This window comes from Embleya sp. NPDC025285 (genome assembly GCF_055558835.1).
In genome coordinates this window covers 114814-136453 of the sequence record NZ_JBVHLU010000011.1, presented here as the reverse complement: position 1 = coordinate 136453, position 21640 = coordinate 114814, and the positions used below count along the sequence as shown (strand labels likewise).

Sequence of the window (21640 nt, the reverse complement as noted above, 5' to 3'; positions counted from 1 at the left end):
GTGTCTACGGTCGGCTCTATTGCTTGAAGACTTCAACCATCGAGGCTGCAAAGCTTCGCCTCGGCGTCCCGAAAAGACGTCCCGAACCCGACTCCCCGAAGAAAGAGCGTCTCCGTGAGTCCCACCCCGCCCGGCACCGGCACCGGCACCGGCACCGCTGCCGCCACCGCCGACAAGCGAGGATCCGGTGCCCCGCTGATCCTCGCGCTCGGACTGGCCGCCATGGTCGTCGCGATGGCGCAGACCCAGGTCATCCCGATCCTCGGACTGCTCCAGCAGGAGTTGGGCACCACGCCCGCCGGGGTCGGCTGGGTGACCACCGCGACGCTGCTGTCCGCGGCGGTGTTCACCCCGCTGCTCGGCCGCTTCGGTGACCAGCACGGCAAGAAGCCGACGCTGATCGGCGTACTGGGCGTGATGATCGCCGGCTCGGTGCTGGCGGCGGTGACGTCCTCGCTGCCGCTGTTGATCCTGGGGCGGGTGCTCCAGGGCGCGGCCACCGCGATCTTCCCGCTCGCGCTGTCGATCATCCGCGAGGAACTGCCGGTGGAGAAGCTGCCCGGCGCGATGTCGCTGATCAGCGGAACGCTCGCGTTCGGCAGCGGACTCTCGCTGGTGGCCACCGGACTGCTCACCCGCGGTGACGACCCGAACTACCACCTGGTCTTCTGGTTCTCCGCGATCCTGTCCGCCGTCGCCCTGCTCGCGGTGATCCTCCGGGTACCGGCCGGCCGTACCAAGGCGGGCGGCCGGATCGACCTGCTCGGCGCGGCGACCCTCGGCCTGTTCCTGGTGCTGCTGCTCCTGGGCATCTCGCAGGGGCACGAATGGGGCTGGGCCTCCGGCCGGACGGTCGGCTCGTTCGTCGGCGCCGTGCTGATGGCGGGTGTGTGGGTCCAGGTCGAGCGCCGGGTCGCCGACCCGCTGGTGGACCTGCGGATGTTCGTGCACCGTCCGGTCCTGCTCACCAACCTGGCCGGCCTGTTCGTCGGCTTCGCCGCGTTCAGCCAGTTCATCGGGATCTCCTACCTGGTCCAGATGCCGGAGCGGGTGGCCGGGTACGGATTCACCGCGTCGGTGCTGCGGGCCTCGGTCGAATACCTGCTCCCGGGCGCGCTGATCTCGCTGCTCGCGGCACCGCTGGGCGGCCTCCTGGTCGGCAGGATCGGCGCCCGGATGACCCTGGTGATCGGCTCGCTGGTGGGCATCGCCGGCTTCGCGTGGCTGGCGTTCGGGCACGGCGCCTCGGCGTCGGTGATCCTCGCGGGCATGCTCACCGGCATCTCGATCTCGTTCGGGTACGCGGCGATGCCCGCGCTGATCGTGGCCAACGTGCCGCACCACCAGACCGGCATCGCGAACGGGATCAACTCCATTTCGCGCAGCGTCGGCAGCTCGATCGCCAGCGCCGTGATCACCTCGCTGCTCGCGTCCAAGTCGGTCGCCGGCCTGCCCGCGGGCTTCCCGCCGATTCCGGCCGAGAGCCGGTTCACGCTGAGCTTCGTGATCGCCGGGGTGATGCTCGTGCTGGTCGTCGCGGTGGCGTTGCTCGGCCTCAAGCGGGTACCCGCAAGGGCCGAGCCGGTCGCCGTGTCCGTGCCGCGGACCCAGGAGTCCGTGGACGCCTGACGGCCGAACCACCGCACGGGACGCGTCGCCGGACCGGCACCCGTACCGACCCCCGTCTCCCGACCCACTCCGCACCGCCGAGAAAGGCCACGCCCGATGACACCCACCACCAGCCGCGAATGGCACCTCCTGGCCCGCCCCAAGGGCTGGCCCAAGGAGGAGGACTTCGCCCTGCGCGAGGTCGAGATCCCGGAGCTCGCCGACGGGCAGATGCTGATCCGCAACCTGTTCCTGTCGGTCGACCCCGCGATGCGCGGTCGGATGAACGACGTCAAGTCGTACACCCCGCCGTTCAAGTTGAACGAGGCCATGGAGGGTGGTGCGGTCGGCCGGGTCGTCGCGTCCAAGGCGGCCGGCTTCGAGGTGGGCGACGCGGTGCAGCACTGGCTCGGCTGGCGCGAGTACTCGGTGGTCGCCGGCAAGGGCGCCGGCGCCGTCAAGGTCGACCCCGACCTCGCGCCGCTGTCCGCCTACCTGGGTGTCCTGGGCATGCCGGGCATGACCGCGTGGGCGGGCCTGCTCGACGTCGCGTCCTTCAAGCCCGGCGACGCGGTGTTCGTCTCCGGCGCGGCCGGCGCGGTGGGCAGCCAGGTCGGCCAGATCGCCCGGATCAAGGGCGCCTCGCGGGTGATCGGCAGTGCCGGCTCGGCGGACAAGGTCAAGCTGCTGGTGGACGAGTACGGCTTCGACGCCGCGTTCGACTACAAGGACGGGCCGGTGGCCGGGCAGCTCGCCAAGGCCGCTCCGGACGGTATCGACGTGTACTTCGACAACGTCGGCGGCGAGCACCTGGAGGCAGCGATCGGCGCGCTGCACACGCACGGCCGGGTCGCGATGTGCGGCGCCATCGCGCAATACAACGCCACCGAGCCGACCCCGGCGCCGCGCAACCTGGCGTTGTCGATCGGCAAGCGGCTGCGGCTCCAGGGCTTCATCGTCATCGACCACTTCGGCAGGCGCGACGAGTTCCTCGCCGAGGTCGGCGGTTGGGTCAAGGAGGGCAAGCTCAAGTACCGCGAGACGGTCGTCGAGGGGATCGAGAACAACCTCGACGCGCTGCTGGGCATGCTGCGCGGGGAGAACACCGGGAAGATGGTCGTCGCCCTGCCGGAGTGAGACCCGGGCCCGGTCGCGGGAGCGGACATGCCGAAGGGCCGCGCGTGGGGGTTGGACGCGCGGCCCTTCGGGGTCTTTCCGGGGACGATCCGGCTCGGGGGAGCGGGATTTCGGTCAGCCGATGAACAGGTAGTCGGCCTGGTACGGCACTTCGGCGGTGGGCCGGGTCGCCGGGTCACACGTGCCGGCCGGAGCCACACCGCCCCGGGTGTTCAGTCGCAGCACCTGGGTGGTCGCGGAGAGCAGCAGGCCCGGCTTGCCGGTCTGGGTCGCCTTCAGCACCAGCTCGGGGATGTTGCCATCCCCGTTCGGCAGCTTGGTCGCCACCGCGCCGGTCACCGCGCTGCCGTCCGGGGCGATCCACTGCGGCGGACCGGCGGCCGGGTTCACGAAGCTGTGCTTGAGGTCGCCCTGGAGCTTGGCCGCCACGTCGAGCTGGGTGAAGGAGCTCGCGCCGTCCTTGGTCGTGCACTGGTAGATCTGCTTGCCGGTGAGCACCGACAGGTTCAGCGCCGGCGACTTCGGGGCCACCTTGCGGTCGAGCTGTCCGCGCACCGCGCCGCCCGGGAACTCGCCCGTGTGCAGGTTGGTGTAGTAGTTCGCCGGCGTCGCGTTGATCCGCTCGACGACCGCCGGGTCGATGCCCTCCACGGTGCCGGCCAGGCCGGTCACCGACTGCGGCAGTCCGCCCTTCGCGTCGAACAGCGGCGCGACCACGTCACCGTTGGCGCCCGCCGCGGCCTTGTGCAGGTGGCCCAGCGTGGGCGGGGCGACACCCGTCCAGGAAAACGACCAGTCGATGCAGTTGCCCCACGGGCGGACCGAGGTGTCCGCACGGCCGTCCGGGTCGCCGGTCTTCTTGCCCTCGGCGTTCTGCACCTCCTGCTTCCCGGTCGCCTCGGCGGGCAACGTGCCGTTCTTGAGCACGCTGTTCATGTCGACCGGGCCGGCGAGCGCGACCAACTGGCCGCGGATCGCGCCGCCGGGGAACTCGCCGGTGTGCATGTTGAAGTACAGGCTCGCCGGGTCGCTCTTGATCTTCTCCAGCAGCGCGGCGTCGGTGACCTTGACGCTTCCGGTCACCGCGTTCGCGGTGTCGGGCAGCGCGGTCGCGAAGAACGGCACCTTGACCTCGCCGTTCCTGCCCTTGCCGCCCAGGTGCAGGTGGGCCGCGGTCGGCGCGCCGGTGCCCTCCCAACGGATCCCGAAGCTGACCTGGTCGCCCTTGATCCGGACCAGCGCGGTGCCCTTGCCGTCCTTGTCGCCCACCGCCGCGTTGCCGCCGGGGACCTCGTTCGCGCCGGACAGGCCCGCGGCGAAGAAGGTCTCCTCGCCGGTCGCGGGTTCGGCCGCGCCGGTGGTGGTCCGGTCGGAGGCGGGAACCGCTCCGCCGTGTTCGGAGCCGTGCTCCCCGCCGTGTTCGCCACCGGGCGAGCCGGGGTCGTTGCCCGCCTTGGCCGCGGACACGTTGGTCGAATCGTTCTTCGTGGCAGCGGACTTGGTGTCCGAGGACGAGCATCCGGTGACCGCGAGCGCGAGCGTGGCGGACAAGGCGACGGTGGGCAGCGTGTACTTGCGTGCGGACATGACGAGTCTCCCCGAAGACATGGGTCGTGGAATGCGCGTGGGTTGTCCGGCCGGGCCTCGTCCGCGTGCGTGGCGCGGGGGCGCGCGGGCCGGAGTCACCGCCGCGGTGTCGTTACCGCGGCGTCGTTGCCGTGGTGCCTGTGGATGGCCAATCGGCTTGTGCCGCTTGGGAGTCGGCCGGCGGCGGTGGCGAGCCGAGGCCGCGCCGGCGCCGGGTGCGATCAGTAGCCGTAGCCGCCGGTCGAGGGCTTGTCGCTCGGCGGCGCCGTGGTCGCGGTCACGCCGGCCTTCTTGCCGTCGGGGGTCACCGCGAACCAAGTGCCGCCCACACCCTGGCCCTTGGTCTCGCCGGGCTTGGTGTCGGCCGCGAACCGGTACACCGGCCAGCCGCCGATGGTGACCTGGGTGCTGCCGTCGCCGCGGGTCACGCTGCCGACGACGGACTGGTCGACGCCGTTGAGGGTGACGCCGCCGGTGGTGGTGACGGCGGGCCACTTCGCGAGGCAGTCGCCCTCGCAGTTCGACTTGGACGGCTTGGCGGTGTCCTTGTCGAAGCGGTACAGCGTGAAGCCGGCGCCGTCGGCGACGATCGGGCCGAGCTTGGCGTCCGTGCCCGCCTTCAACACGGCCTTGCCCGCCGTACCGTTCGCACTCTGAGCGGGCGCGGCGGGCGTGCCGGGCGTGTTCGGCGCGGGCTGGGACTGCTGCCCGGTGGGCTGCGTCGCGGTGCCGGCGGCCTTGCCGTCGTCCTTCGAGTCACTGCCGCACGCGGACAGTCCGAGACCGAGCGCACCGGCGATGGCGACGGCGGCGAGGCTGCGGGTGCTGAAAACAGACATGGTGAACCCCCGGAGTGTGATTGATGGTTTGCCGAACGGCGGTACGGGAGACGGATTTTGGGTTCCGTTCCCGAGTCGACCGGTTCGCGTGCCGGTCGTTGCGCGTCGACATCCAGCAGTACGGGGGAGGGGTCGGAAAGGGTTCAGCGTCGGCGAAAGTTTTTTTCGGCGAATCCCGACCGAACCCGAACCGGCCCCGGCGGGAACCTCCGCCGGGGCCGGAACACGCAGGTCGGGGGCCTACCAGGCGGCCGGCGCGTAGTCCTTGAGGAAGCAGCCGTACAGGTCCTCGCCGGCCTCGCCGCGCACGATCGGGTCGTACACCCGGGCCGCGCCGTCGACCAGGTCGAGCGGCGCGTGGAAGCCCTCGTCGGCGAGCCGCATCTTCTGCGGGTGCGGGCGCTCGTCGGTGATCCAGCCGGTGTCCACGGCCGTCATCAAAATGCCGTCGGAGAGCATCTCCTCGGCACTGGTGCGGGTCAGCATGTTCAGCGCGGCCTTGGCCATGTTCGTGTGCGGGTGGCCGGGGCCCTTGTAGCCGCGGCTGAACTGGCCCTCCATCGCGGACACGTTGACCACGTACTTGCGCCGGGCCTTGGCCGCGGCCATCGCCGGACGCAGTCGGCTGACCAGGACGAACGGAGCGGTCACATTGCACAGTTGCACTTCGAGCAACTCGACCGGGTCCACCTCGTGCACGCGTTGCGTCCAGCTGTTGACCGGATCCAGGTCTGGGACCAGGCCGCCCGCGTCGATCGCGGTGCCGGTCTCGATCCGGGCGGGCGAGGCCGAACCGCTGGTCAGGGCGAGCGCGGTGAGTGCCTGCGGGGTCAGCGCCTGCTCCTCCGCGCGGGACTGCCCGGGCAGCAGTACGTGGCCGCTGCCGCCGATGTGTCCGAACGAGACCATCTCCGGCAGTTCGCCGGCCGGCAGCGGCGCGGCCTCGGCGGCGGCCAGTGCCGCGTACGCCTGCGGGGTCCGGCGCACCGTCTGTGCGGCGTTGTTGATCAGGATGTCCAGCGGTCCGGCCTCGGCCACCGAGTCGGCCAGCGCGACCACCTGGGCCGGGTCGCGCAGGTCTATCCCGGCGATCTTGAGCCGGTGCAGCCAGTCCGCGCTGTCCGGCATCGCGGCGAAGCGGCGGATCGCGTCGTTGGGGAAGCGAGTGGTGATCGTGGTGTGCGCGCCGTCGCGGAGCAGGCGCAGCGCGATGTACATGCCGATCTTGGCCCGGCCGCCGGTGAGCAGGGCGCGGCGCCCGGTCAGGTCGGTGCGCTGGTCGCGGCGGGCCCGGTTCTCGGCGGCGCACTCGGGACAGAGCTGGTGGTAGAACGCGTCCACCTCGCGGTAGCGCTTTTTGCAGATGTAGCAGGCCCGGGCGCGTTCCAGGACGCCGGCGATCTCGGTCGTGGTGACCGTGGTCAGCGCGATGCCGAGGGTCTCGTCGTCGATCCGGCCCGGCGCGCCGGTCGCGGTGGCGGCGGTGACCGCCTCGTCGTTGGCGATCACCCGGTCCCGGCGCTCCTTGCGGCGGCGCTCCTTGACGCTCTTGTAGATCCCGGCCGTGGCCCGCCGGATCCGGACCGCGTCCGGGTGCTCGACGTCCAGTTCCTCGACCTCGGCGAGCACGCTCAGGCACAACTCCATACGCGCGGGATCGATGCCCTCCGCCACGCCCGTGTCCGCCTGAATCCCACTACTCGCTGTCATCGCCGTTGCCGTTTCCTGTGCTCGCCGCCGCCACAAAACCCCGGCGGAACTCTACGTCGTGCCGAGACCTGGACCAATTCTCGCGTGCTCGGCCCGAGGGCGGCGCGGGACGGTCGGCGCACATCACGGACGGCCGCGGTGTCGGCCCGGCCGTCGGTCGGGACCGGCGGCCGGCGCCGGTGCGCGGGCGGTAGGGCGGGGTCGCGTTCCCGGGCAACCCCGCGGCCCGGGAACGCGACGTATTCGGGGCGGTCCGCTCAGGTGCGGGACCAGCCGTAGGTGCGCTCGACGGTGATCCGGATGACCACGCGGTGTTCCGTCGCCATCACGTCGCGGTATTCGGCCCAGTCCGGGTGCTCGCCGACGATCAGGCGGTATACCTCGACGAGTTCGTCGGCGATCGGGTCGTCGGGCGACTGGCACGCGGCACTGATCTCGGCGTGGCCCTCGGCGACCAGGTAGGCGTCGTAGTCGGGAGCGGTGACCAGGAAGCTCGCGCGCGGGTCGCGGGCCAGGTTGCGGGTCTTGGCGCGGTCGACGGTGGCCGAGATCCGGATCAACCGGCGGTCCGGCTCCCACAGGTAGGAGACCGGGGAGAGTTGGGGGCGGCCGTCCCGCTTGAGCGTGGTGAGGACGCCGCGTCGGTCGGTGCCGAGGAGTTTCGTGTCCATCGTGGGCGACTCGCTTTCGATGCGGGCTTCGGTGTCAGTCGAGGCAGGAACCAGTGGGCCAGTGGCCCGATGGCGAGGGTGAAGACGATCGTGCCGACGCCGACCGTGCCGCCGAGCAGGACGCCCGTGCCCAGGACGGTCACCTCGATCACGGTGCGGCCCAGCCGGATCGAGTGACCGCGAGCGGCCCAACCGGTCATCAGCCCGTCGCGCGGGCCCGGGCCGAGTCCGGCGCCGATGTACAAGCCGGTGGCGAGCGCGGTGAGCACGATCGCGGCGGCCAACAGCGCCGCCCGCAGCGGCAGGTTCTCCGGTGCGGGCAGCAGCCACAACACGCCGTCCACGACCAGGCCGACGACCACGACGTTGGCGATCGTGCCGAACCCGGGGCGCTGCCGCAGCGGGATCCACAGCAGCAGGACCAGGACGGCGGTGCCGATCACGACCTGCCCGAACGGCAGCCCGGTCCGCTCCGCGACGCCCTCGTGCAGCACGTTCCACGCGTCCAGGCCGAGTCGGGCGCGCACCATCAGCGCGATGCCGACGCCGAACAGGGCCAGGCCGAGGAACAGGCGGATCAGCCGATTCGGCAGGCGAACGGGGGTGCTCACGAGGCATCCGCCTTCCTGGCCGCACGCCCGGCGCTCGTCGGGGTCGGCGAAGTAGTTGATGTGTCATGTAGATCGTCCCGACCAAGTACATGACATGTCAAGTAGCTGCTAGATTGGTGGCCATGGCCCGCATCGAGGAGACGCCCTGGCTGGACCCCGGGCAGCAGCGCGCGTGGCGGGGGTATCGGCGGTTGCGACTGCTCGTGGATACCCGGGTGGCCCGTGATCTGGCCGTCGACTCGGGGCTGTCGGACCCCGACTACGACGTGTTGTCCGAGCTGTCCGAGGCGACCGGCCATCGCCGCCGACTGGGCGAGTTGGCCGAGCGCATGTTGTGGTCGCAGAGCCGGATGTCGCACCACGTCAAACGTATGCAGCAGCGCGGCCTGGTCCGACGCGAGGAGTGCGCGGGCGACGGCCGCGGCGCCGAGGTCGTGCTGACCGCCGAGGGGCTGCGGGTGATCGAGGAGGCCGCGCCGCACCACGTCGCCTCGGTCCGGCGGAACCTGATCGACCTGCTCACCGAGGAACAGATCGCGATGCTGGCGCAGATCGCGGACACGGTGGTCGAACGCATCGAACCGCGCAGCTGACCGTCCCGATCGGGTGCCCCGGGGACGCGCCCGCTCCGGGGCGGGCGGATACTCCCGCCGACCCGAGAACCGCCCACGGCCGAAGTCGTGGGCGGTCGGCCGGAGCACCCGGCGTCGAGCGGTCGGCCGGTCAGGCGTCCTGCGCGTAGCCCTTGGCGACGTGCTCCAACCACCACTGCGGTGCGGCGTTCATCAACGTGCCGAAGTCCCAGTAGTCGTGCCAGCGCACGATCTCGCCGTCGCGGAACTCGTGGATCGACACGAACGGCAGCACCACCTGCTCGCCGCTCTCCCAGTGCCACTCCTCGGCGTGCTCGGTCACCACCAGGTCGCCCTCGGCGACGGTGCTCTTGTGGTGGTGGATGTAGCCGGAGAGCATCTCCAGGCCCAGCCGCAGCCGGGCCTCCACGGCCGCCGGTCCGGTCGCGCCGGGCCCGGGCGCGGCGACGTCCGTGTAGTGGCCGTCGGCGGCGAAGTAGGCCGCGACCTTGGCGAAGTCGCGGGCGTACAGGTCCTGCCAGAACTGCTCGATCAGCCGCTTGTTCGCGGTCGCGTCACTCATGGCGCGCACCCTACGCACGCGCGCCGAAACTAAACAGAGGCAAGCTTCTCGGCGGGGGATGGCCCGGTCGGGCGCTCAGGTCCGCCAACCACGACCCGAGCGGCCCGCAGGCGACCGACGCCGGTCAGGTGCGATCCAGGAGCAGCGCGGTGAGCAGCGGCGCGTCCGGCCAGGCCGGACGCAGGTCGCCGAGCACGCGATAGCCCCAGCGCAGATACAGCGCGAGGACCCTGGGGTGGGTCGGATCCACCAGCAGGGTCACCCGCTGTTCGGTGCGGGCCGCGAGGAGCGTGTCGTGGATGGTGCGGGCCGCGCCGGAACCGCGCCACGGTTCGCGGACCATCAGCTCGTTGAGCGCGAACGTACGCCGTCCGTCCTCCTCGATGTCCGCCGCCGGCACCGGCTCGGTGAGTCCGGTCCACCAGCGCGCGCCGGCCTGGAGCGTGTACCCGAAGGCGTAGCCGACCGGGATGTCGCGGCTCCACCCCACGACGCACTCGAAGCCGGGCGCCGCGGCGTAACGCGCCAACCGCTCCGCGAAGGTCGGCACCGAGTGGAAGGGTCGGTCCAGATCCGCCGCGTAGACCTCGGCGTAGATGTCGAGCAGCACCCGCCCGATCTCGTCGAGGTCACCGCCCCGGTGATGGGTCCGCGCGATGTCGGTTGCCACGCTTCCTCCAGGTCGAGGTCATCGGCCCCCCGGCACGGGATCCTCCCCACTCCCGCCTCGGCCCACGCGCGGCGGGTCTGATGATCCGTCAACAGCCTTGCGTGACACGGAAATACTCGACGCGGCCGGGCTTCGCGTGGTCCCCTGCAAGGATGGCTGACCCCCTCCACGAACGTGACCTCGCCCGGCCCGCCCTCGACCTGGTGGCCAAGGCCGCCGGGCCCTACCTGGAGGCGCTGCCCGGGCTGCCGGTGCGGATCCCGGCCCCCGACGTGCTCTTCGACCGGCTGGGCGGACCGCTGCCCGAGCGTGGCGACGGCACGTTGGCCAGCATCGAGGAACTGCTCGACGTGGGCACCCGCGCCGCGACGCAGTCCTCGGGTCCCCGGTTCTTCCACTTCGTCGTCGGCGGAGCCACCCCGGCCGCCCAGGCCGGCGACTGGATCACCGGGCTGCTCGACCAGGTGGCCGGACTGTGGGCCGCGTCGCCGCTGGCGACCGAGACCGAGACGGTGGTGCTCGGTTGGCTCAAGGACCTGTTCGGGCTGCCCGACTCGTACGGCGCGGTGCTCACGCCGAGTGCGACGTTCGCCAATCTCACGGCGCTCACCTGCGCGCGGTACTGGTGGGCCGCGCAACACGGCGTGGACGTCACCGCCGACGGGCTGGCCGGACTGCCGACCATGCCGGTGCTCACCAGCGGCTACGTGCATCCCAGCAATCGCAAGGCCCTCCAGATCCTGGGCTGCGGGCGGGACACGCTCCGGGTGTGCGCGCGCGACGACGCGGGTCGGGTGGACATCGACGCGATGGAGCGCGCGCTGATCGAGATCGACGGGCCCGCCGTACTCATCGCCACCGCCGGCGAGGTGGACACCGGTGACTTCGACCCGATCGACGCGCTCGCCGACCTGGCCCGACGCTACGGCGCGTGGCTGCACGTGGACGGCGCGTTCGGCCTGTTCGCCGGCGTCTCGCCGCGGTTGCGGCATCTGGTCAAAGGCGTCGAGCGCGCGCACTCGGTGGCGTCCGACGGGCACAAATGGCTCAACGTGCCGTACGAGAGCGGATTCGTGTTCGTCCGCGACGCCGCGGTGATGGGCAGGGCGTTCGGCGCGTGGAACGCCCCGTATCTGCCCGGCGCCGGCGACACCCACCTCAACTACGGCTCGCTCGGGCCGGAATCCTCACGCCGGGCCCGGTCACTGCCGATCTGGGCCACGCTGCGCGCGTACGGCCGCTCCGGATACCGGGCGATGATCGAGCGGCACAACGACCTCGCGAACCACCTCGGCGCGCTGGTTGAGCAGGCCCCCGACCTGGAGTTGCTGGCCCCGGTGCGGCTGTGCGTCGTGTGCTTTCGCTACCGCCCGACCGGGCCGACCGGGGAGGCCGAACTGGACGAGCTCAACCGCCGACTCGGCGCCGAACTCAACGAGGACGGTCGGGTGTACGCGGGCACCACCGTCTACCGGGGCCGGGTCGCACTGCGCCCGGCGATCGTGAACTGGCGAAGCACCGAGGCGGATGTCGAACTGCTCGCGGACGTGGTCCGGGAGATCGGCGCGCGGGTGGCCGCGGACCTGCGCGCGGAGCCCCCGGCATAGATCTCCGAACAAGTCTGCGATCGCACCGCGTGAAGCGAATCATTCGGGGCAGACGTCGGGCGGAGGTGGTTCAAGATGATTCCGCTGCTTGTCGTGCTTTTGCTCGCTTTGATCCTGTTCGGTGCAGGATTCGCCCTGAAAGCCCTCTGGTGGATAGCCGTGATCGTGCTGGTGCTCTGGGCCCTCGGGTTCGTGTTCCGCAGCGCCGGTGCGGGTGGCCGTCGTGGGCGTTGGTATCGCTGGTAGTCGACACGTCGTCGAACCGCCGGACGCGGGGCCTGTCGAAGCGACGGGCCCCGCGGCCATGTCCGGGATCGGTCGCCGAGGATCGGTGCGAGCGACGCGATCCGGTGTCGAAACGATTCCGCGAGGGGGTCTGGGCGGCGGAACGGGAGGAGTACTTTGGGGAGACCGAGGGCACCTCGTATGCCGTCACCCATGGCGGCGTCGTCTGCGGCGATCCGGACATCCGCGCACCAGACCGACCAGAGGATTCGAACCCATGTACTCACAGCACTCGATCGCGGGACACCGCCGAAGCTCTCGACCGGAGACCACGGTCGAGATGACCTACGGCCTGGCCTGCACGATGTGCGGCCGCGACCTGCGGGCCGCAGCGGACCGACCCGCGCACGACGCGGTGCCGGTCGGGCATGTGGAGGAACGGCAGACCTTCGCCTGCCGCGGCGTGTGCGCGCGGTTCGCGAGCGGTTCGGCGGACGGTATCGCCGAGGAGCCGGTGCCGCTGGACCAGCGGGTGGCGGCCTTCCCGACCGAATGACCGCCGGCGGCCGACCGCCGCCGACCGGCCTCCGGCGACCGGCCCGGTGCTCAGGCGCTGGTGCGCTTGCGCGTGGTCTTCTTCGCCGCGCTCTTCTTCGTGCTCGACTTCGCCGAGGACTTGCTCCCCGACGAGTCCTTCGTCGAGGTCTTCGCGGAGGTCTTCGCCGCCGGCTTGCGCGCGGCACTCTTCCGGCCCGACGCGGCCCGGCCGTGGCCCTTGTTCGCCGCCTCGACGCTCGCGGTGAGCGCGGCCATCAGGTCGACCACGTTGTCCGGCGTCTCGGCCCGCTCTTCCTCGGCGGCGGCCGGGGCGGTGCCCTCCAGGCGCGCGACGACCAGCGAGTCGAGCGCCTCCTTGTAGTCGTCGTGCAGCGCCTGGAAGTCGAAGTCCTCGCTCAGCGTGTCCATCAACGACGTGGCCATCTTCAACTCCTGCGGCCGGATGTCGAACCGGCCCTCGGGGGCCAGCCCCTCGGACGTGCGCACCTCGTCCGGCCAGAGCATGGTCTGCAGGATCAGGATGTCGTCGTGCACGCGCAGCAGGGCCAGGCTCTCCCGGGTGCGCAGGGTGATCTTGGTGACCGCGGACTTGCCCGCCTTGTTCAGCGCCTCGCGCAGCAGTACGTACGGCTTGGCGGCGGCGGGGGTCGCGGTCTGGAGGTAGTACGCCTTGGACAACATCAGCGGATCGATCTCGTCCACGTCCACGAACGCGAGCACGTCGATGACCTTCTTGCTGGGCAGCGGCAACTCCGCCATGTCCTGATCGGTGAGCACCGCCTGCCGGCCGTCGGGCGCTTCGTACGCCTTGGCGATCTCCTTGTACGGGACCTCGCGCTCCTCCAACTCGCAGTAGCGCTTGAGGCGGATCCGGCCGCCGTCCTTCTCGTGCACCTGATGCAGGGGCACGTTGTGTTCCTCGGTGGCGGGGAAGAGTTGGACCGGGATGCTCACCAGCCCGAACGTGATCGCACCTTTCCAACTGCTGCGCATCGGCTCTCCACTTTCGCGGATTATGCATCGATATCTGGACACAAGGGGACCTTTACCGTATGCCGGACCGCATCGCCACGACAGTCGACGGACGTTCGCTGACGCTCACCCACCTGGACAAGGTGTGGTGGCCCGAGACCGGATACACCAAGGGCCAGGCACTGGACTACTACGCCAAGGTCGCCCCGGTCCTGCTCCCGCACCTGACCGGGCGCCCGGCCACGTTCATCCGCTTTCCGCACGGGGTGGACGGCGGGAGCCGCTTCTACAACAAGCATGTGCCGCCGGGTGCGCCCGACTGGGTGAGCACGATCGAGGTCGTCGGCCGGGACGAGAGCAGGCAGCAGGTCGACGTCGACTCGCTGGCCACCCTGATGTGGGCGGCCAACCTGGCCGCGATCGAGCTGCACGTGCCGCAGTGGGGCGCCGACCCCGACGGCCACGACCGGCTGGTGTTGGACCTGGACCCCGGGCCGGGGGCGGGCATGGCCGAATGCCGCGAGGTCGCGCTGCTGGCCCGCGACCTGCTCGCGGCGGACGGGTTGACCTGCGTGGCCAAGACCTCGGGCAGCAAGGGGCTGCACCTGTACGCGGCCCTGGAGCCGACCCCGGAGGCCGCGGTCGGGGCGTACGCCAAAGCGCTCGCGGTGCGCCTGGAGCGGGATCGGCCCGACCTGGTCGTGCACCGGATGGCCAAGAATCTGCGGGCGGGACACGTGTTCGTGGACTGGAGCCAAAACGCCAGTGCCAAGACCACCGCCGCGCCGTACACCCTGCGCGCGCAGCCCGAGCCGACCGTGTCCACGCCGGTGTCCTGGGCCGAGGTCGAATCGGACGCCGAGCTGGTGTTCGACCCGGCCCAAGTCCTCGAACGGGTGACGCGCGACGGCGACGTCTTCGCGCCACTGCTGGCCGCGAGCACCACCGGCCGACTGCCGTAGGACACGCCCCGTAGGCATCGGCCCGGATCAGTCCTCGGCCAGATCCGGGCGCAGGCGATGCCAGGACGGGTGGCGCAACAGTCCCGCGCGAGTGAGTGTCGCGTACCGGACCTCGCCGATCAGCCGGGGCAGCACCCAGCGCGCGTCGGCCACCTCCGGCTCCGGCGTGAACGGGCACGCGTCGATCGCGGACACCCGCAACAATTCGCCCAGTACGGCCCGGTCCCGGTCACCGAAGCCGGTGCCCACCGCGCCGACGTAACGCAGCACACCACCCTCGCGCACACCGACCAGCAGCGCGCCGGGCAGACCGGTGAGCCGGCCGCGACCGGGCACCCAGCCGCCCACGATCACGTCCAGGGTGTGCACGTGCCGGATCTTCACCCAGTGCCGCGAGCGCTCGCCCGGGGTGTACACCGAGTCCAGCCGCTTGCAGACCAACCCCTCCAGGCCCTCCGCGCGGGTCGCCGTGAGCGCGGTCTCGCCGTGCCCGATCAGCGCCGCCGGCGTCGACCAGTGCGGTCCGTTCAGTTCGAGCCCCTCCAGCACCCGACGCCGCTCCGCGTAGGGACGATCGATCAGTGGTCGGCCGGACAGCAGCAACACGTCGAACAGCAGCAGCCGGGCGGGCACCCGATCGCGCATCCGGGCCGCCTCGGCGGGGTGGTCGGCCAACCCCATCCGGGACTGAAGGCGTTCGAAGTCGCTGTGCCCACGCTCGTCCAGCGCGACCACCTCGCCGTCCAGCACCGCCGACCGGGTGCCCAACGCGGTGCGCAGCGCGCGCAGCTCCGGGTAGGCGCCGGTGATGTCGGCCCCCGAACGCGCCCGCAGCAGCACCGTGCCGTCCCCCGGGAGATAGCCCAGACACCGCTGACCGTCCAGCTTCGTCTCGTACGCCCAACGATCGTCCTCGACGGCCGGCGGCAACGATCCCGAGGTGGCGAGCATGGGCGGATACACCGGCAGATCGGCCATGGGGTGAGCCTGGTCGCGACGGCGGTCGGCTACACACACGGTCCCCCGGACGGCCCAGGGGCGTGTCGGTGCCGCCCGCCGGCGGCACGACCGATCGGCGGCGGGCGGGCGGCGCCGGTCAGGGGCGCTTCTCGTCGCGGAGCACGCGGAAGGAGATGCCGGCGGAGCGCAGCCGGGTGATCAGGGCGTCGCCGAGGGCGGCGGCCGGCGTCGTCTGGCCCGCGGTCTCCGGGAGTCGGTCGTGGGCCAGGGACAGCGCGGACTCGGCCAACATCTTGGCGGTCTCGGTGTAGCCGGGGTCGCCGCCGGCCACCTCGGTGATCAGCCGGCGGTCGCCCGCGTCGGCGACGAACAGCACCCGGAACCAGGACCTGTCGCGGGCGGCGGCGGAGGGGCCGGTGCCGGCCGCGCGGCGGGCGAGCAGGCGTTCGCGGACCGGGCCGATCCGGGCCAGGCCGACCAGGGTGCCCAGGCCGACGGCGCCGGCCAGCGCGACCGGGAGGTGCTTGACGGCCGCGTAGTGCCGGTAGCCGAAGTCGGGGCCGTAGTCGGGCAGCGCGGCGGCGGAGCGGACCACCACGTGCGGGTCGATCGTGGGCAGCGGGATCGCCCACATCCCGGTGGTGCGGTCCAGCCGGGGCGGGCCGGTGCCGATCCGGACCCGGCGGCCGAGTGGCGCGGGCTCGGCGGCGCGGCGGGCCCGGTGCGCGCGGTCGGCCTCGCGGAGTCGGGTGAACGCGTTCATCGCGGAGTGGAAGGTGCCGCCGGAGAAGGTGCCGCTCGCCCGGACGAAGCCGTCCACCCGGATCGGTACGTCCCGGGGCAGCAGGCCCACGGTGTACAGCACGCCCAGGTCGTGCGGGATCGAGTCGAAGCCGCACGCGTGCACGAGTCGCGCCCCGGTCGCGACCGCGGTGGCGTGCTGGTCCAGGTAGACCCGGTCGACGAACTCCGCCTCGCCGCACAGGTCGACGTAGTCGGTGCCGGCCGCCGCACACGCGGCGACGAGCGGGCCGCCGTGCCGGAGGTAGGGCCCGACGGTGGTGGCCACCACGCGGGTCGAGGCGGCGAGTTCGGCCAGGGCGGCGGTGTCGTCGGCGCGCACGCACAGCAGGGGGAGGTCGGCGTGGCGCGGGTCGATCACGGCGAGGCGGTCCCGGAGCGCGCGCAACTTCCGCGCGTCGCGGCCCGCCAGGGCCCAGCGGGTCGTGGGCGGGGCGGCGCGGGCAAGGTAGGCGGCGGTCAGTTCGCCGGTGAACCCGGTCGCGCCGAACAGGACGATGTCGTGGACACGGGTATCCGAGGGCATCTCCCGAGGCTGGCGCACGGGTTCGAGGACGCGCAAGCGGGTCCGGCCGATCGGCCTCGCCCGGGGCGGGTCTCGGGGGTTCTCGACGCGGCTTTTCGCCCGCCGTGAGCGCGGACCGGGCCGATCGGGCGATCGGGCGATGGGGCCGTCCGGGCCGACTGATCGGTTCGGGCCCACGTCCCGGCGACGGCGGGGTCGGCTCGGTCCCGCCGTCGCCGCCGAGCGGACCCGAGCCCCGGCTCCGAACCCCGGCCCGGAGCGCCGGGTCGGGACGGAGTGGGTGTCCGTCCGGTGCTTCGGGCCGAGACTCGTTCGGGTGCGTCGTCGTCCGGTCAGCGGGTCAGCAGGGCCGTGATCGTCGAGCCGGGGGCCTCCGGGCTCCAGGTGGGATCGCAGCCGGCGAGGGCGGCGAAGGCGCGGGACCACTTGGTCGTGTCGTCGCCCAGGTGGGTTTCGATCAGGGCGGCGATCTCGGTGCGGGCCTCGTCGGCGGCGGCGCGGAGCGCGGGATCGGCCTCGATCCGGACGGCCGCCTCGGCGATCCAGCGCAGCACGGAGGCCGCGCCGCGGGCGCGGTGGACCAGGTCGTGGCCGGTCAGCAGGCCGGTGGTGACCAGGAGGTCCAGGTGGATGTGCCATGCGGTGTCGCCGAGCAGTTCCCGGCCGAAGGCGACCGAGGCACGCGCGTGCTCCGCGTCCAGCGTCGCGGCCGTGCGGGCGATCCGGAAGTGCACGGGCCCGAGTTCGAGCAGCCGTGCGGGCGAGTCCGGTTGGATCACGAGCCGGTTCAGCACGTCCGCCGGGAACGGCTCCCGCTCGTGCTCGGCCACGATCAGATCCCAGTCGCGCAGGTACGGCAGGTCGAGCACCTCGTCCGTCTCGGAGCCCCGCGTGCACCTGCGCAGCTTGGCGACCAGCTTGTCGCCGGCGCGTTCGCGGTCGATCCGCTCGGTGAGCGCCGCGTCGGGATCGGCCGCCGCCAGGGCCTTGGCCACCATCCGGCCGGCGGTCGCGCCGAGCACGCCCTGTTCGACCAGTTCGCCGACACGATTCGCGCCGCCGTACCGCAACAGACCCCGCACGCCCAGGAGTCGGTCCAGCAGCGCGGCCTTCTTGCCCAGTCGGCGCAGCGTGTGCTCGATCACCTCGGGGTCGGCCGCCTCGACCCGCAACCGCAGCGCCGGCAACACCGACGCGGTCGCCTTGTCGTCGGCCAGGAGTCGTTCGCGCAGCTCCGGATCCAGCGGCAGCACAGCCGGCGACCCGACAGCCGAACGCCCCTGCGGCACGCGGGAGAGCACCGCGCGGCGCACCACGACGTTGCCGCGGACCAGCGGTGAGCCGTACAGGTCGGCGTTCAGCACCGGGTCGTCCAGGCGCGTGAGCCGAGCCCGGATCGCGCTGTCACGACTGTGCGTGGCCAGGATCCGCAGCGCGGTTCGATCCTGGGTGATGAAGGGGTATTCGTCGAGCGCGGGCGCGCGGTGCTCGACGTAGTCCGCGTAGGCCCACAGCGTGGGGTAGGCGTGCTCGCCCAGCCGCGGCAGCAGCACCGCGAGCGCCTCGGCGGACGCGCGCAGGAGCAGGTTGCCGGCCGGCCACCGCCAAGCGCGGCGCACCCGATGGGCGCTCCGACGCACCGTGTCGAACTCGACGGTGATCGGCGACTCGAGCCGCCCCCACTCGAACGTCTCGTCGGGAGCGGACTCCGATTTCACGTCCAGGACTTCGGGCAACGGGAGATCCCCCGCGGTGTCCATCGCGACGAGCGCGCGCAACCACCGCTCCGGGTCCACGCCCAGTCGCTCGGCGACCAGCGCCTCGATTGCCCGGTTCAGCGGACCGGCCAAGGTCAGCGCGCGCCACTTCCTGGGCAGCGGGGTCAGGGCCTGGGTGGGGAGCACGCCGAGCACGTCGGTGGGGCCGACGATGCCGTGCCGATACGCGCCCTCGGCCAGGAAGTCGCCGCCGCCACGCGTCTCGTCGTAGTACTCGCGGATCCAGCGCAGGTACGAACTCGGCTTGGTCGGGCCCGGCCAGGTGTCCCTGGTCGGGTACTGCTCGGGGCGCTCGGCGGGGTTACCGGCCAGGAGCGCGGTGACGCGGTCCTTCGTCGGCTCCTCCAGGCCCTTGTTCTCGGCCATCGACTTCAGCACCTCGGGCTCGCCGAGGTCGATCAGGTCGTTGGCGACCGACTCGTCGAACACCCGGCGTCCCAGGGCCACCCGCGGTTGCACCGAGTCGCTGCCGAAACACGCCTCGTAGAGCCAACTCGGGTACTCGTAGCCCGGCGCGTCGACCGTCGACACCGAGGCCAGCGCCGCGAGCACGGCCGGATCCTCCGGCACCGGCACCGGGACGGGCACGGGATGCAAACCGGCCGCGACGTCGCGCAGGAAGTGCGCCGCGACCAGCCGGGACCTGCGATCGGGATCGGCGGCCCGGATCGTGCCGCCACGCCTGGTGGTCGATGCCGGCGCGGTGGCGGGCACCGGTGTGCTGTTCGCCGTCTCGGCCGCGTCGCGCCGCGCGGCGGCCAGCGTGGCGGCGTCCGCCCGGGCCAACTCCTCGGCTCCCGGCCGCGGACCGGCGGCCTGACCGGCCACGGTGACCAACTCGGCGAGCGACGCGTTGAAGCCGTCGATCAGACCGACCGCGATGGCCAACGCCTCGGTGTGGCCCGCGAGATGCTCCCGGGTCAGCTCGGCCAGCCGGGCCCGCATCGGGGCCAGCACGGTCGTCGGGTTCACCCGGCGCGCGGCCGTCACCACCGCCTGCGCCGGATGGGCCACGTCGATCAGGCGGGCGGGATCGAGCAGGTCGTACTCCACCGCCTCGTTCACCCAGTTCTCGTTCCCGTCGAACGGCTCGGTGCGCAGCCATTCCTCCGGCAGGGTGTCGTTCGTCCGGCGCGCGTAGTTGCGTTGCGCGTTGATCAGCACCAGGCGCAGCCGCGCGCGGTCCTCGTCGGTGGCGTCCTCGTGGCGGATCAGATCGTCGACGGCCTCGTAGGCGAACGGCTCCTCCCGCTCGGCCGCCATCAACAGCGCGAAGTCGTGCGCGTACGGCTCGTGCACCAGGTCGCGCACGGTGGTGCGACTGGTGCGGGTCTGCAAGCGGTGCGGCAGCGTGGCCGGGTCCTCGTACGGTTCGCCGCTCTCGCGCAGGTCGGTCAGGCCGTCCTCGGCCTTGAGCGCGGCCTCCACCCGCTTGCGGATCTGCGCCGCGGTGCCGGTGCCGCTGCTGTCCAGCAAAGTGCGTACGCCGGCCGGGCCGTGCCGTTCCCAGACCTTGACGTAGGCGTACTGCTGGGCGATCTTGCGGCAGCCGAACCACAGTGCGCGGGCCGCGAGTTCGGGATCACCACTGGCCACCAGCGGCAACAGGGTGCGACGGTCGCCGTGGGCGAGCAGTTCGGCGCGCAGGCCGGGGGCCAACGGCGTGCGGGCGGCGATGGTGCGGCGCAGCGATGGCGTCGAGCGCAGGCTCAGGTAGGCGGCGGCGTCCACGGCCGGGACCTGTTTGGCCACCAGCCGGGCCAGTTCGCGGATGTCCAGGCCGACGTTGCGGGCGATCGCCTCCCACACGCGTGGGTCGGTCGAGGTGATCGCCGCCTCGTGCACATGTCGCGGGAGCGAGCCGCTGGAGAGCAGATCGCGCACCAGCGAGTCGGGCAGGTCGGGCAGCAGGGCGCGCAGGTCGTCGGGGTCGGCCGCGGTGAGCAGGTGCCGGTAGGGCTTGGTCAGCGTCGGCGGCGGGCCGCCGGCCGGCTCCGGCGGCGCGGTCACGGTGCCCGCCTCGATGCCGGCCAACAGGGCGGGCAACGCTTCGCGTCGGCGCGGCAGTACGGCCCGCAGCGTGGTCCAGCGGTCGGCGTGGGCGCCCAGGTGCCGGTGCAACAGGTCGCGCAGCTCGGCGCATTCGGGCAGTTCGACCAGGGTGGCGACGGCGGTTCGGGCCGGGGTCACCTCGTGCACCACTCGGGCCAGGTCGGCGGGTTCGGCCAGGTCGCGGGTGAGCGCGGCGATCCGGGCCAGGGCCGGGTGTTTGGGGGTGCCGATCGCCGCGCGCAACACCGCGAGCGTCGGCCTGGCGACCGGGCCCACCACCGTCGGGTGTGCGGTGTACAGCGCGACGAGCAGGTCGTCGGGGCAGTCCGGGTCGGCGGCCAGCAGCGCGGCGATCGCCTCGGGCAGCGGTTCGCGGCGCTGCTCGTCGCGCACGGCGACCCAGTCGATCTCCCGACGCCATGTCAACGGCGGCAGGCCGGCGCGCAGTTCGGCGATCAGCCCGGCACTGCCCTCGGCCTCGGCCACCGCGTCGGCCAGTTCGGGACGCGCGGTGACCACTTCACCGACCGCCAGGGCGGTCGCGGCCACTTCGGGCCGCACGTGGCGCGACGCCTCGGCGAGCAGGTCGGTGCCGCCGTGCCGGCTCAGCGACAGCAGGCCGCGCAGTTCCTCGGCGGCGGTCAGGCCCCCGGCACACGCCCGCAGCGCGTGCGCGACCAGATCCGGTCGATCGGCGACCACCGCGGCGCCCAGTCGGCGCGGCGGCTCGCCCTCGGCGGGCTGTGCGAGCAACTCCTCGTGCAGCGCGGTCAGCGGGTGCGGGGTGCCGGCGTGCCGGCCGGGCGCGAGCACGATCCGGCGCATCCACGCGCCGGCCTCGGGGTGCGCGTACACGATCCTGTCCACGACCGGGTCCGGCTGCTCCAGCAGCGCGGCCAGATCCGCCGCGGTGAGCACCGCCACGTTGTGCGCGAGGGCGCGGCGCACCCACGGGTCGGGGTCCCGCGCGGCGAGCGAACGCAGACTCGGAGCGAGTTTCGGATCGCCCAGCAGCGCGCCGACCACGTCGTCGCCGATCCGATGGCGGACCCGCCCGAGGTCGCCGACAACCGCTCCCTCGAACAACAATCCGACCAGAACGGCCTTGTTCGTGATCTGTACCCGTGCCACCACTCGCCCCCGCACTCGCCTGTCCCACTTTCGGGTTCCACCCCATCACAACGCGCGGACATCGGGCGCGCCGGCCCCGC

18 protein-coding genes are annotated in these 21640 nt (G+C 72.3%); 7 read left to right on the top strand and 11 right to left on the bottom strand.

The features are described 5' to 3' along the window. The first annotated feature begins 114 nt into the window (after positions 1 to 114). Together ACZ4FV_RS10055 and ACZ4FV_RS10050 are read left to right on the top strand one after the other, a co-directional pair. Positions 115 to 1629: an MFS transporter gene (locus tag ACZ4FV_RS10055; protein ID WP_465322354.1), complete on the top strand. Its 1515-nt coding sequence runs from the start codon at positions 115 to 117 to the stop codon at positions 1627 to 1629. 96 nt (positions 1630 to 1725) lie between these two features. Further along, the gene (locus ACZ4FV_RS10050; RefSeq protein WP_395863713.1) at positions 1726 to 2745 is read left to right on the top strand and encodes an NADP-dependent oxidoreductase; all 1020 of its coding nucleotides are present in this window, start codon (positions 1726 to 1728) and stop codon (positions 2743 to 2745) included. 114 nt (positions 2746 to 2859) lie between these two features. Here ACZ4FV_RS10050 and ACZ4FV_RS10045 read toward each other — a convergent pair whose 3' ends face one another. The 5 genes from ACZ4FV_RS10045 to yczE all read right to left on the bottom strand — a co-directional run bounded on the left by ACZ4FV_RS10045 (position 2860) and on the right by yczE (position 8163). Next, positions 2860 to 4332 carry a CHRD domain-containing protein gene (locus ACZ4FV_RS10045; protein ID WP_395863715.1) on the bottom strand — a complete coding sequence of 491 codons (1473 nt, stop codon included), beginning with the start codon at positions 4330 to 4332 and terminating at the stop codon, positions 2860 to 2862. 221 nt (positions 4333 to 4553) lie between these two features. After that, positions 4554 to 5171, bottom strand: a complete 618-nt coding sequence (locus ACZ4FV_RS10040; protein ID WP_395863716.1) for a hypothetical protein — start codon at positions 5169 to 5171, stop codon at positions 4554 to 4556. 240 nt (positions 5172 to 5411) lie between these two features. Continuing rightward, positions 5412 to 6881 carry an SDR family NAD(P)-dependent oxidoreductase gene (locus ACZ4FV_RS10035; RefSeq protein ID WP_395863718.1) on the bottom strand — a complete coding sequence of 490 codons (1470 nt, stop codon included), beginning with the start codon at positions 6879 to 6881 and terminating at the stop codon, positions 5412 to 5414. A 257-nt stretch (positions 6882 to 7138) separates the two neighbouring features. Beyond that, positions 7139 to 7552: a PPOX class F420-dependent oxidoreductase gene (locus ACZ4FV_RS10030; protein WP_395863720.1), complete on the bottom strand. Its 414-nt coding sequence runs from the start codon at positions 7550 to 7552 to the stop codon at positions 7139 to 7141. Further along, positions 7438 to 8163: a membrane protein YczE gene (yczE, locus tag ACZ4FV_RS10025; RefSeq protein WP_402233095.1), complete on the bottom strand. Its 726-nt coding sequence runs from the start codon at positions 8161 to 8163 to the stop codon at positions 7438 to 7440. The genes ACZ4FV_RS10030 and yczE overlap by 115 nt, the downstream gene beginning before the upstream one ends. A gap of 122 nt (positions 8164 to 8285) precedes the next feature. Here yczE and ACZ4FV_RS10020 point away from each other — a divergent pair, with 122 nt between their 5' ends. Continuing rightward, positions 8286 to 8756: a MarR family winged helix-turn-helix transcriptional regulator gene (locus ACZ4FV_RS10020; protein ID WP_395863724.1), complete on the top strand. Its 471-nt coding sequence runs from the start codon at positions 8286 to 8288 to the stop codon at positions 8754 to 8756. 130 nt (positions 8757 to 8886) lie between these two features. Here the strand turns inward: ACZ4FV_RS10020 and ACZ4FV_RS10015 are convergent, their stop codons facing one another. Both ACZ4FV_RS10015 and ACZ4FV_RS10010 read right to left on the bottom strand, forming a co-directional pair. Continuing rightward, a complete protein-coding gene (locus tag ACZ4FV_RS10015) occupies positions 8887 to 9318 on the bottom strand; it encodes a nuclear transport factor 2 family protein (protein WP_402233091.1) in 432 nt (143 codons plus the stop codon). 124 nt (positions 9319 to 9442) lie between these two features. Next, complete coding sequence (locus ACZ4FV_RS10010; protein ID WP_395863728.1) at positions 9443 to 9988, bottom strand: GNAT family N-acetyltransferase; 546 nt, start codon at positions 9986 to 9988, stop codon at positions 9443 to 9445. Between the two features lie 152 nt (positions 9989 to 10140). Here ACZ4FV_RS10010 and ACZ4FV_RS10005 point away from each other — a divergent pair, with 152 nt between their 5' ends. The 3 genes from ACZ4FV_RS10005 to ACZ4FV_RS09995 all read left to right on the top strand — a co-directional run bounded on the left by ACZ4FV_RS10005 (position 10141) and on the right by ACZ4FV_RS09995 (position 12376). Further along, positions 10141 to 11595 carry a pyridoxal phosphate-dependent decarboxylase family protein gene (locus ACZ4FV_RS10005; RefSeq protein WP_465322351.1) on the top strand — a complete coding sequence of 485 codons (1455 nt, stop codon included), beginning with the start codon at positions 10141 to 10143 and terminating at the stop codon, positions 11593 to 11595. A 75-nt stretch (positions 11596 to 11670) separates the two neighbouring features. Then, entirely contained in the window at positions 11671 to 11841 is a 171-nt protein-coding gene (locus ACZ4FV_RS10000) for a DUF5670 family protein (protein ID WP_355537031.1), read from the top strand. Between the two features lie 256 nt (positions 11842 to 12097). Beyond that, positions 12098 to 12376, top strand: a complete 279-nt coding sequence (locus tag ACZ4FV_RS09995; protein ID WP_395863732.1) for a hypothetical protein — start codon at positions 12098 to 12100, stop codon at positions 12374 to 12376. Between the two features lie 50 nt (positions 12377 to 12426). On the opposite strand, the gene ku is transcribed toward ACZ4FV_RS09995, so the two are convergent. Continuing rightward, positions 12427 to 13371, bottom strand: a complete 945-nt coding sequence (gene ku / locus ACZ4FV_RS09990; protein ID WP_465322349.1) for a non-homologous end joining protein Ku — start codon at positions 13369 to 13371, stop codon at positions 12427 to 12429. 59 nt (positions 13372 to 13430) lie between these two features. Here ku and ligD (ACZ4FV_RS09985) point away from each other — a divergent pair, with 59 nt between their 5' ends. Further along, complete coding sequence (gene ligD / locus ACZ4FV_RS09985; protein WP_402233086.1) at positions 13431 to 14312, top strand: non-homologous end-joining DNA ligase; 882 nt, start codon at positions 13431 to 13433, stop codon at positions 14310 to 14312. A gap of 27 nt (positions 14313 to 14339) precedes the next feature. Here ligD (ACZ4FV_RS09985) and ligD (ACZ4FV_RS09980) read toward each other — a convergent pair whose 3' ends face one another. From ligD (ACZ4FV_RS09980) to ACZ4FV_RS09970, 3 genes are all read right to left on the bottom strand, one after another. Continuing rightward, positions 14340 to 15290 (bottom strand): non-homologous end-joining DNA ligase, encoded by a 951-nt coding sequence (gene ligD / locus ACZ4FV_RS09980; protein WP_402233083.1) that lies wholly within the window; start codon positions 15288 to 15290, stop codon positions 14340 to 14342. A 118-nt stretch (positions 15291 to 15408) separates the two neighbouring features. Then, on the bottom strand, positions 15409 to 16599 hold the full coding sequence (locus ACZ4FV_RS09975) for a saccharopine dehydrogenase family protein (RefSeq protein ID WP_395863740.1): 1191 nt from the start codon (positions 16597 to 16599) through the stop codon (positions 15409 to 15411). Between the two features lie 332 nt (positions 16600 to 16931). Beyond that, complete coding sequence (locus tag ACZ4FV_RS09970; protein WP_402233080.1) at positions 16932 to 21560, bottom strand: hypothetical protein; 4629 nt, start codon at positions 21558 to 21560, stop codon at positions 16932 to 16934. Between the last annotated feature and the right edge of the window lie 80 nt (positions 21561 to 21640).

Coding starts and splice junctions, on each gene's coding strand:
- ACZ4FV_RS10050 (WP_395863713.1), top strand. CDS start 1,726: ATGACACCCACCACCAGCCGCGAATGGCACCTCCTGGCCCGCCCCAAG.
- ACZ4FV_RS10045 (WP_395863715.1), bottom strand. CDS start 4,332: ATGTCCGCACGCAAGTACACGCTGCCCACCGTCGCCTTGTCCGCCACG.
- ACZ4FV_RS10040 (WP_395863716.1), bottom strand. CDS start 5,171: ATGTCTGTTTTCAGCACCCGCAGCCTCGCCGCCGTCGCCATCGCCGGT.
- ACZ4FV_RS10035 (WP_395863718.1), bottom strand. CDS start 6,881: ATGACAGCGAGTAGTGGGATTCAGGCGGACACGGGCGTGGCGGAGGGC.
- ACZ4FV_RS10030 (WP_395863720.1), bottom strand. CDS start 7,552: ATGGACACGAAACTCCTCGGCACCGACCGACGCGGCGTCCTCACCACG.
- ACZ4FV_RS10020 (WP_395863724.1), top strand. CDS start 8,286: ATGGCCCGCATCGAGGAGACGCCCTGGCTGGACCCCGGGCAGCAGCGC.
- ACZ4FV_RS10015 (WP_402233091.1), bottom strand. CDS start 9,318: ATGAGTGACGCGACCGCGAACAAGCGGCTGATCGAGCAGTTCTGGCAG.
- ACZ4FV_RS10005 (WP_465322351.1), top strand. CDS start 10,141: ATGGCTGACCCCCTCCACGAACGTGACCTCGCCCGGCCCGCCCTCGAC.
- ACZ4FV_RS10000 (WP_355537031.1), top strand. CDS start 11,671: ATGATTCCGCTGCTTGTCGTGCTTTTGCTCGCTTTGATCCTGTTCGGT.
- ACZ4FV_RS09995 (WP_395863732.1), top strand. CDS start 12,098: ATGTACTCACAGCACTCGATCGCGGGACACCGCCGAAGCTCTCGACCG.
- ku (WP_465322349.1), bottom strand. CDS start 13,371: ATGCGCAGCAGTTGGAAAGGTGCGATCACGTTCGGGCTGGTGAGCATC.
- ligD (WP_402233086.1), top strand. CDS start 13,431: ATGCCGGACCGCATCGCCACGACAGTCGACGGACGTTCGCTGACGCTC.
- ligD (WP_402233083.1), bottom strand. CDS start 15,290: ATGGCCGATCTGCCGGTGTATCCGCCCATGCTCGCCACCTCGGGATCG.
- ACZ4FV_RS09975 (WP_395863740.1), bottom strand. CDS start 16,599: ATGCCCTCGGATACCCGTGTCCACGACATCGTCCTGTTCGGCGCGACC.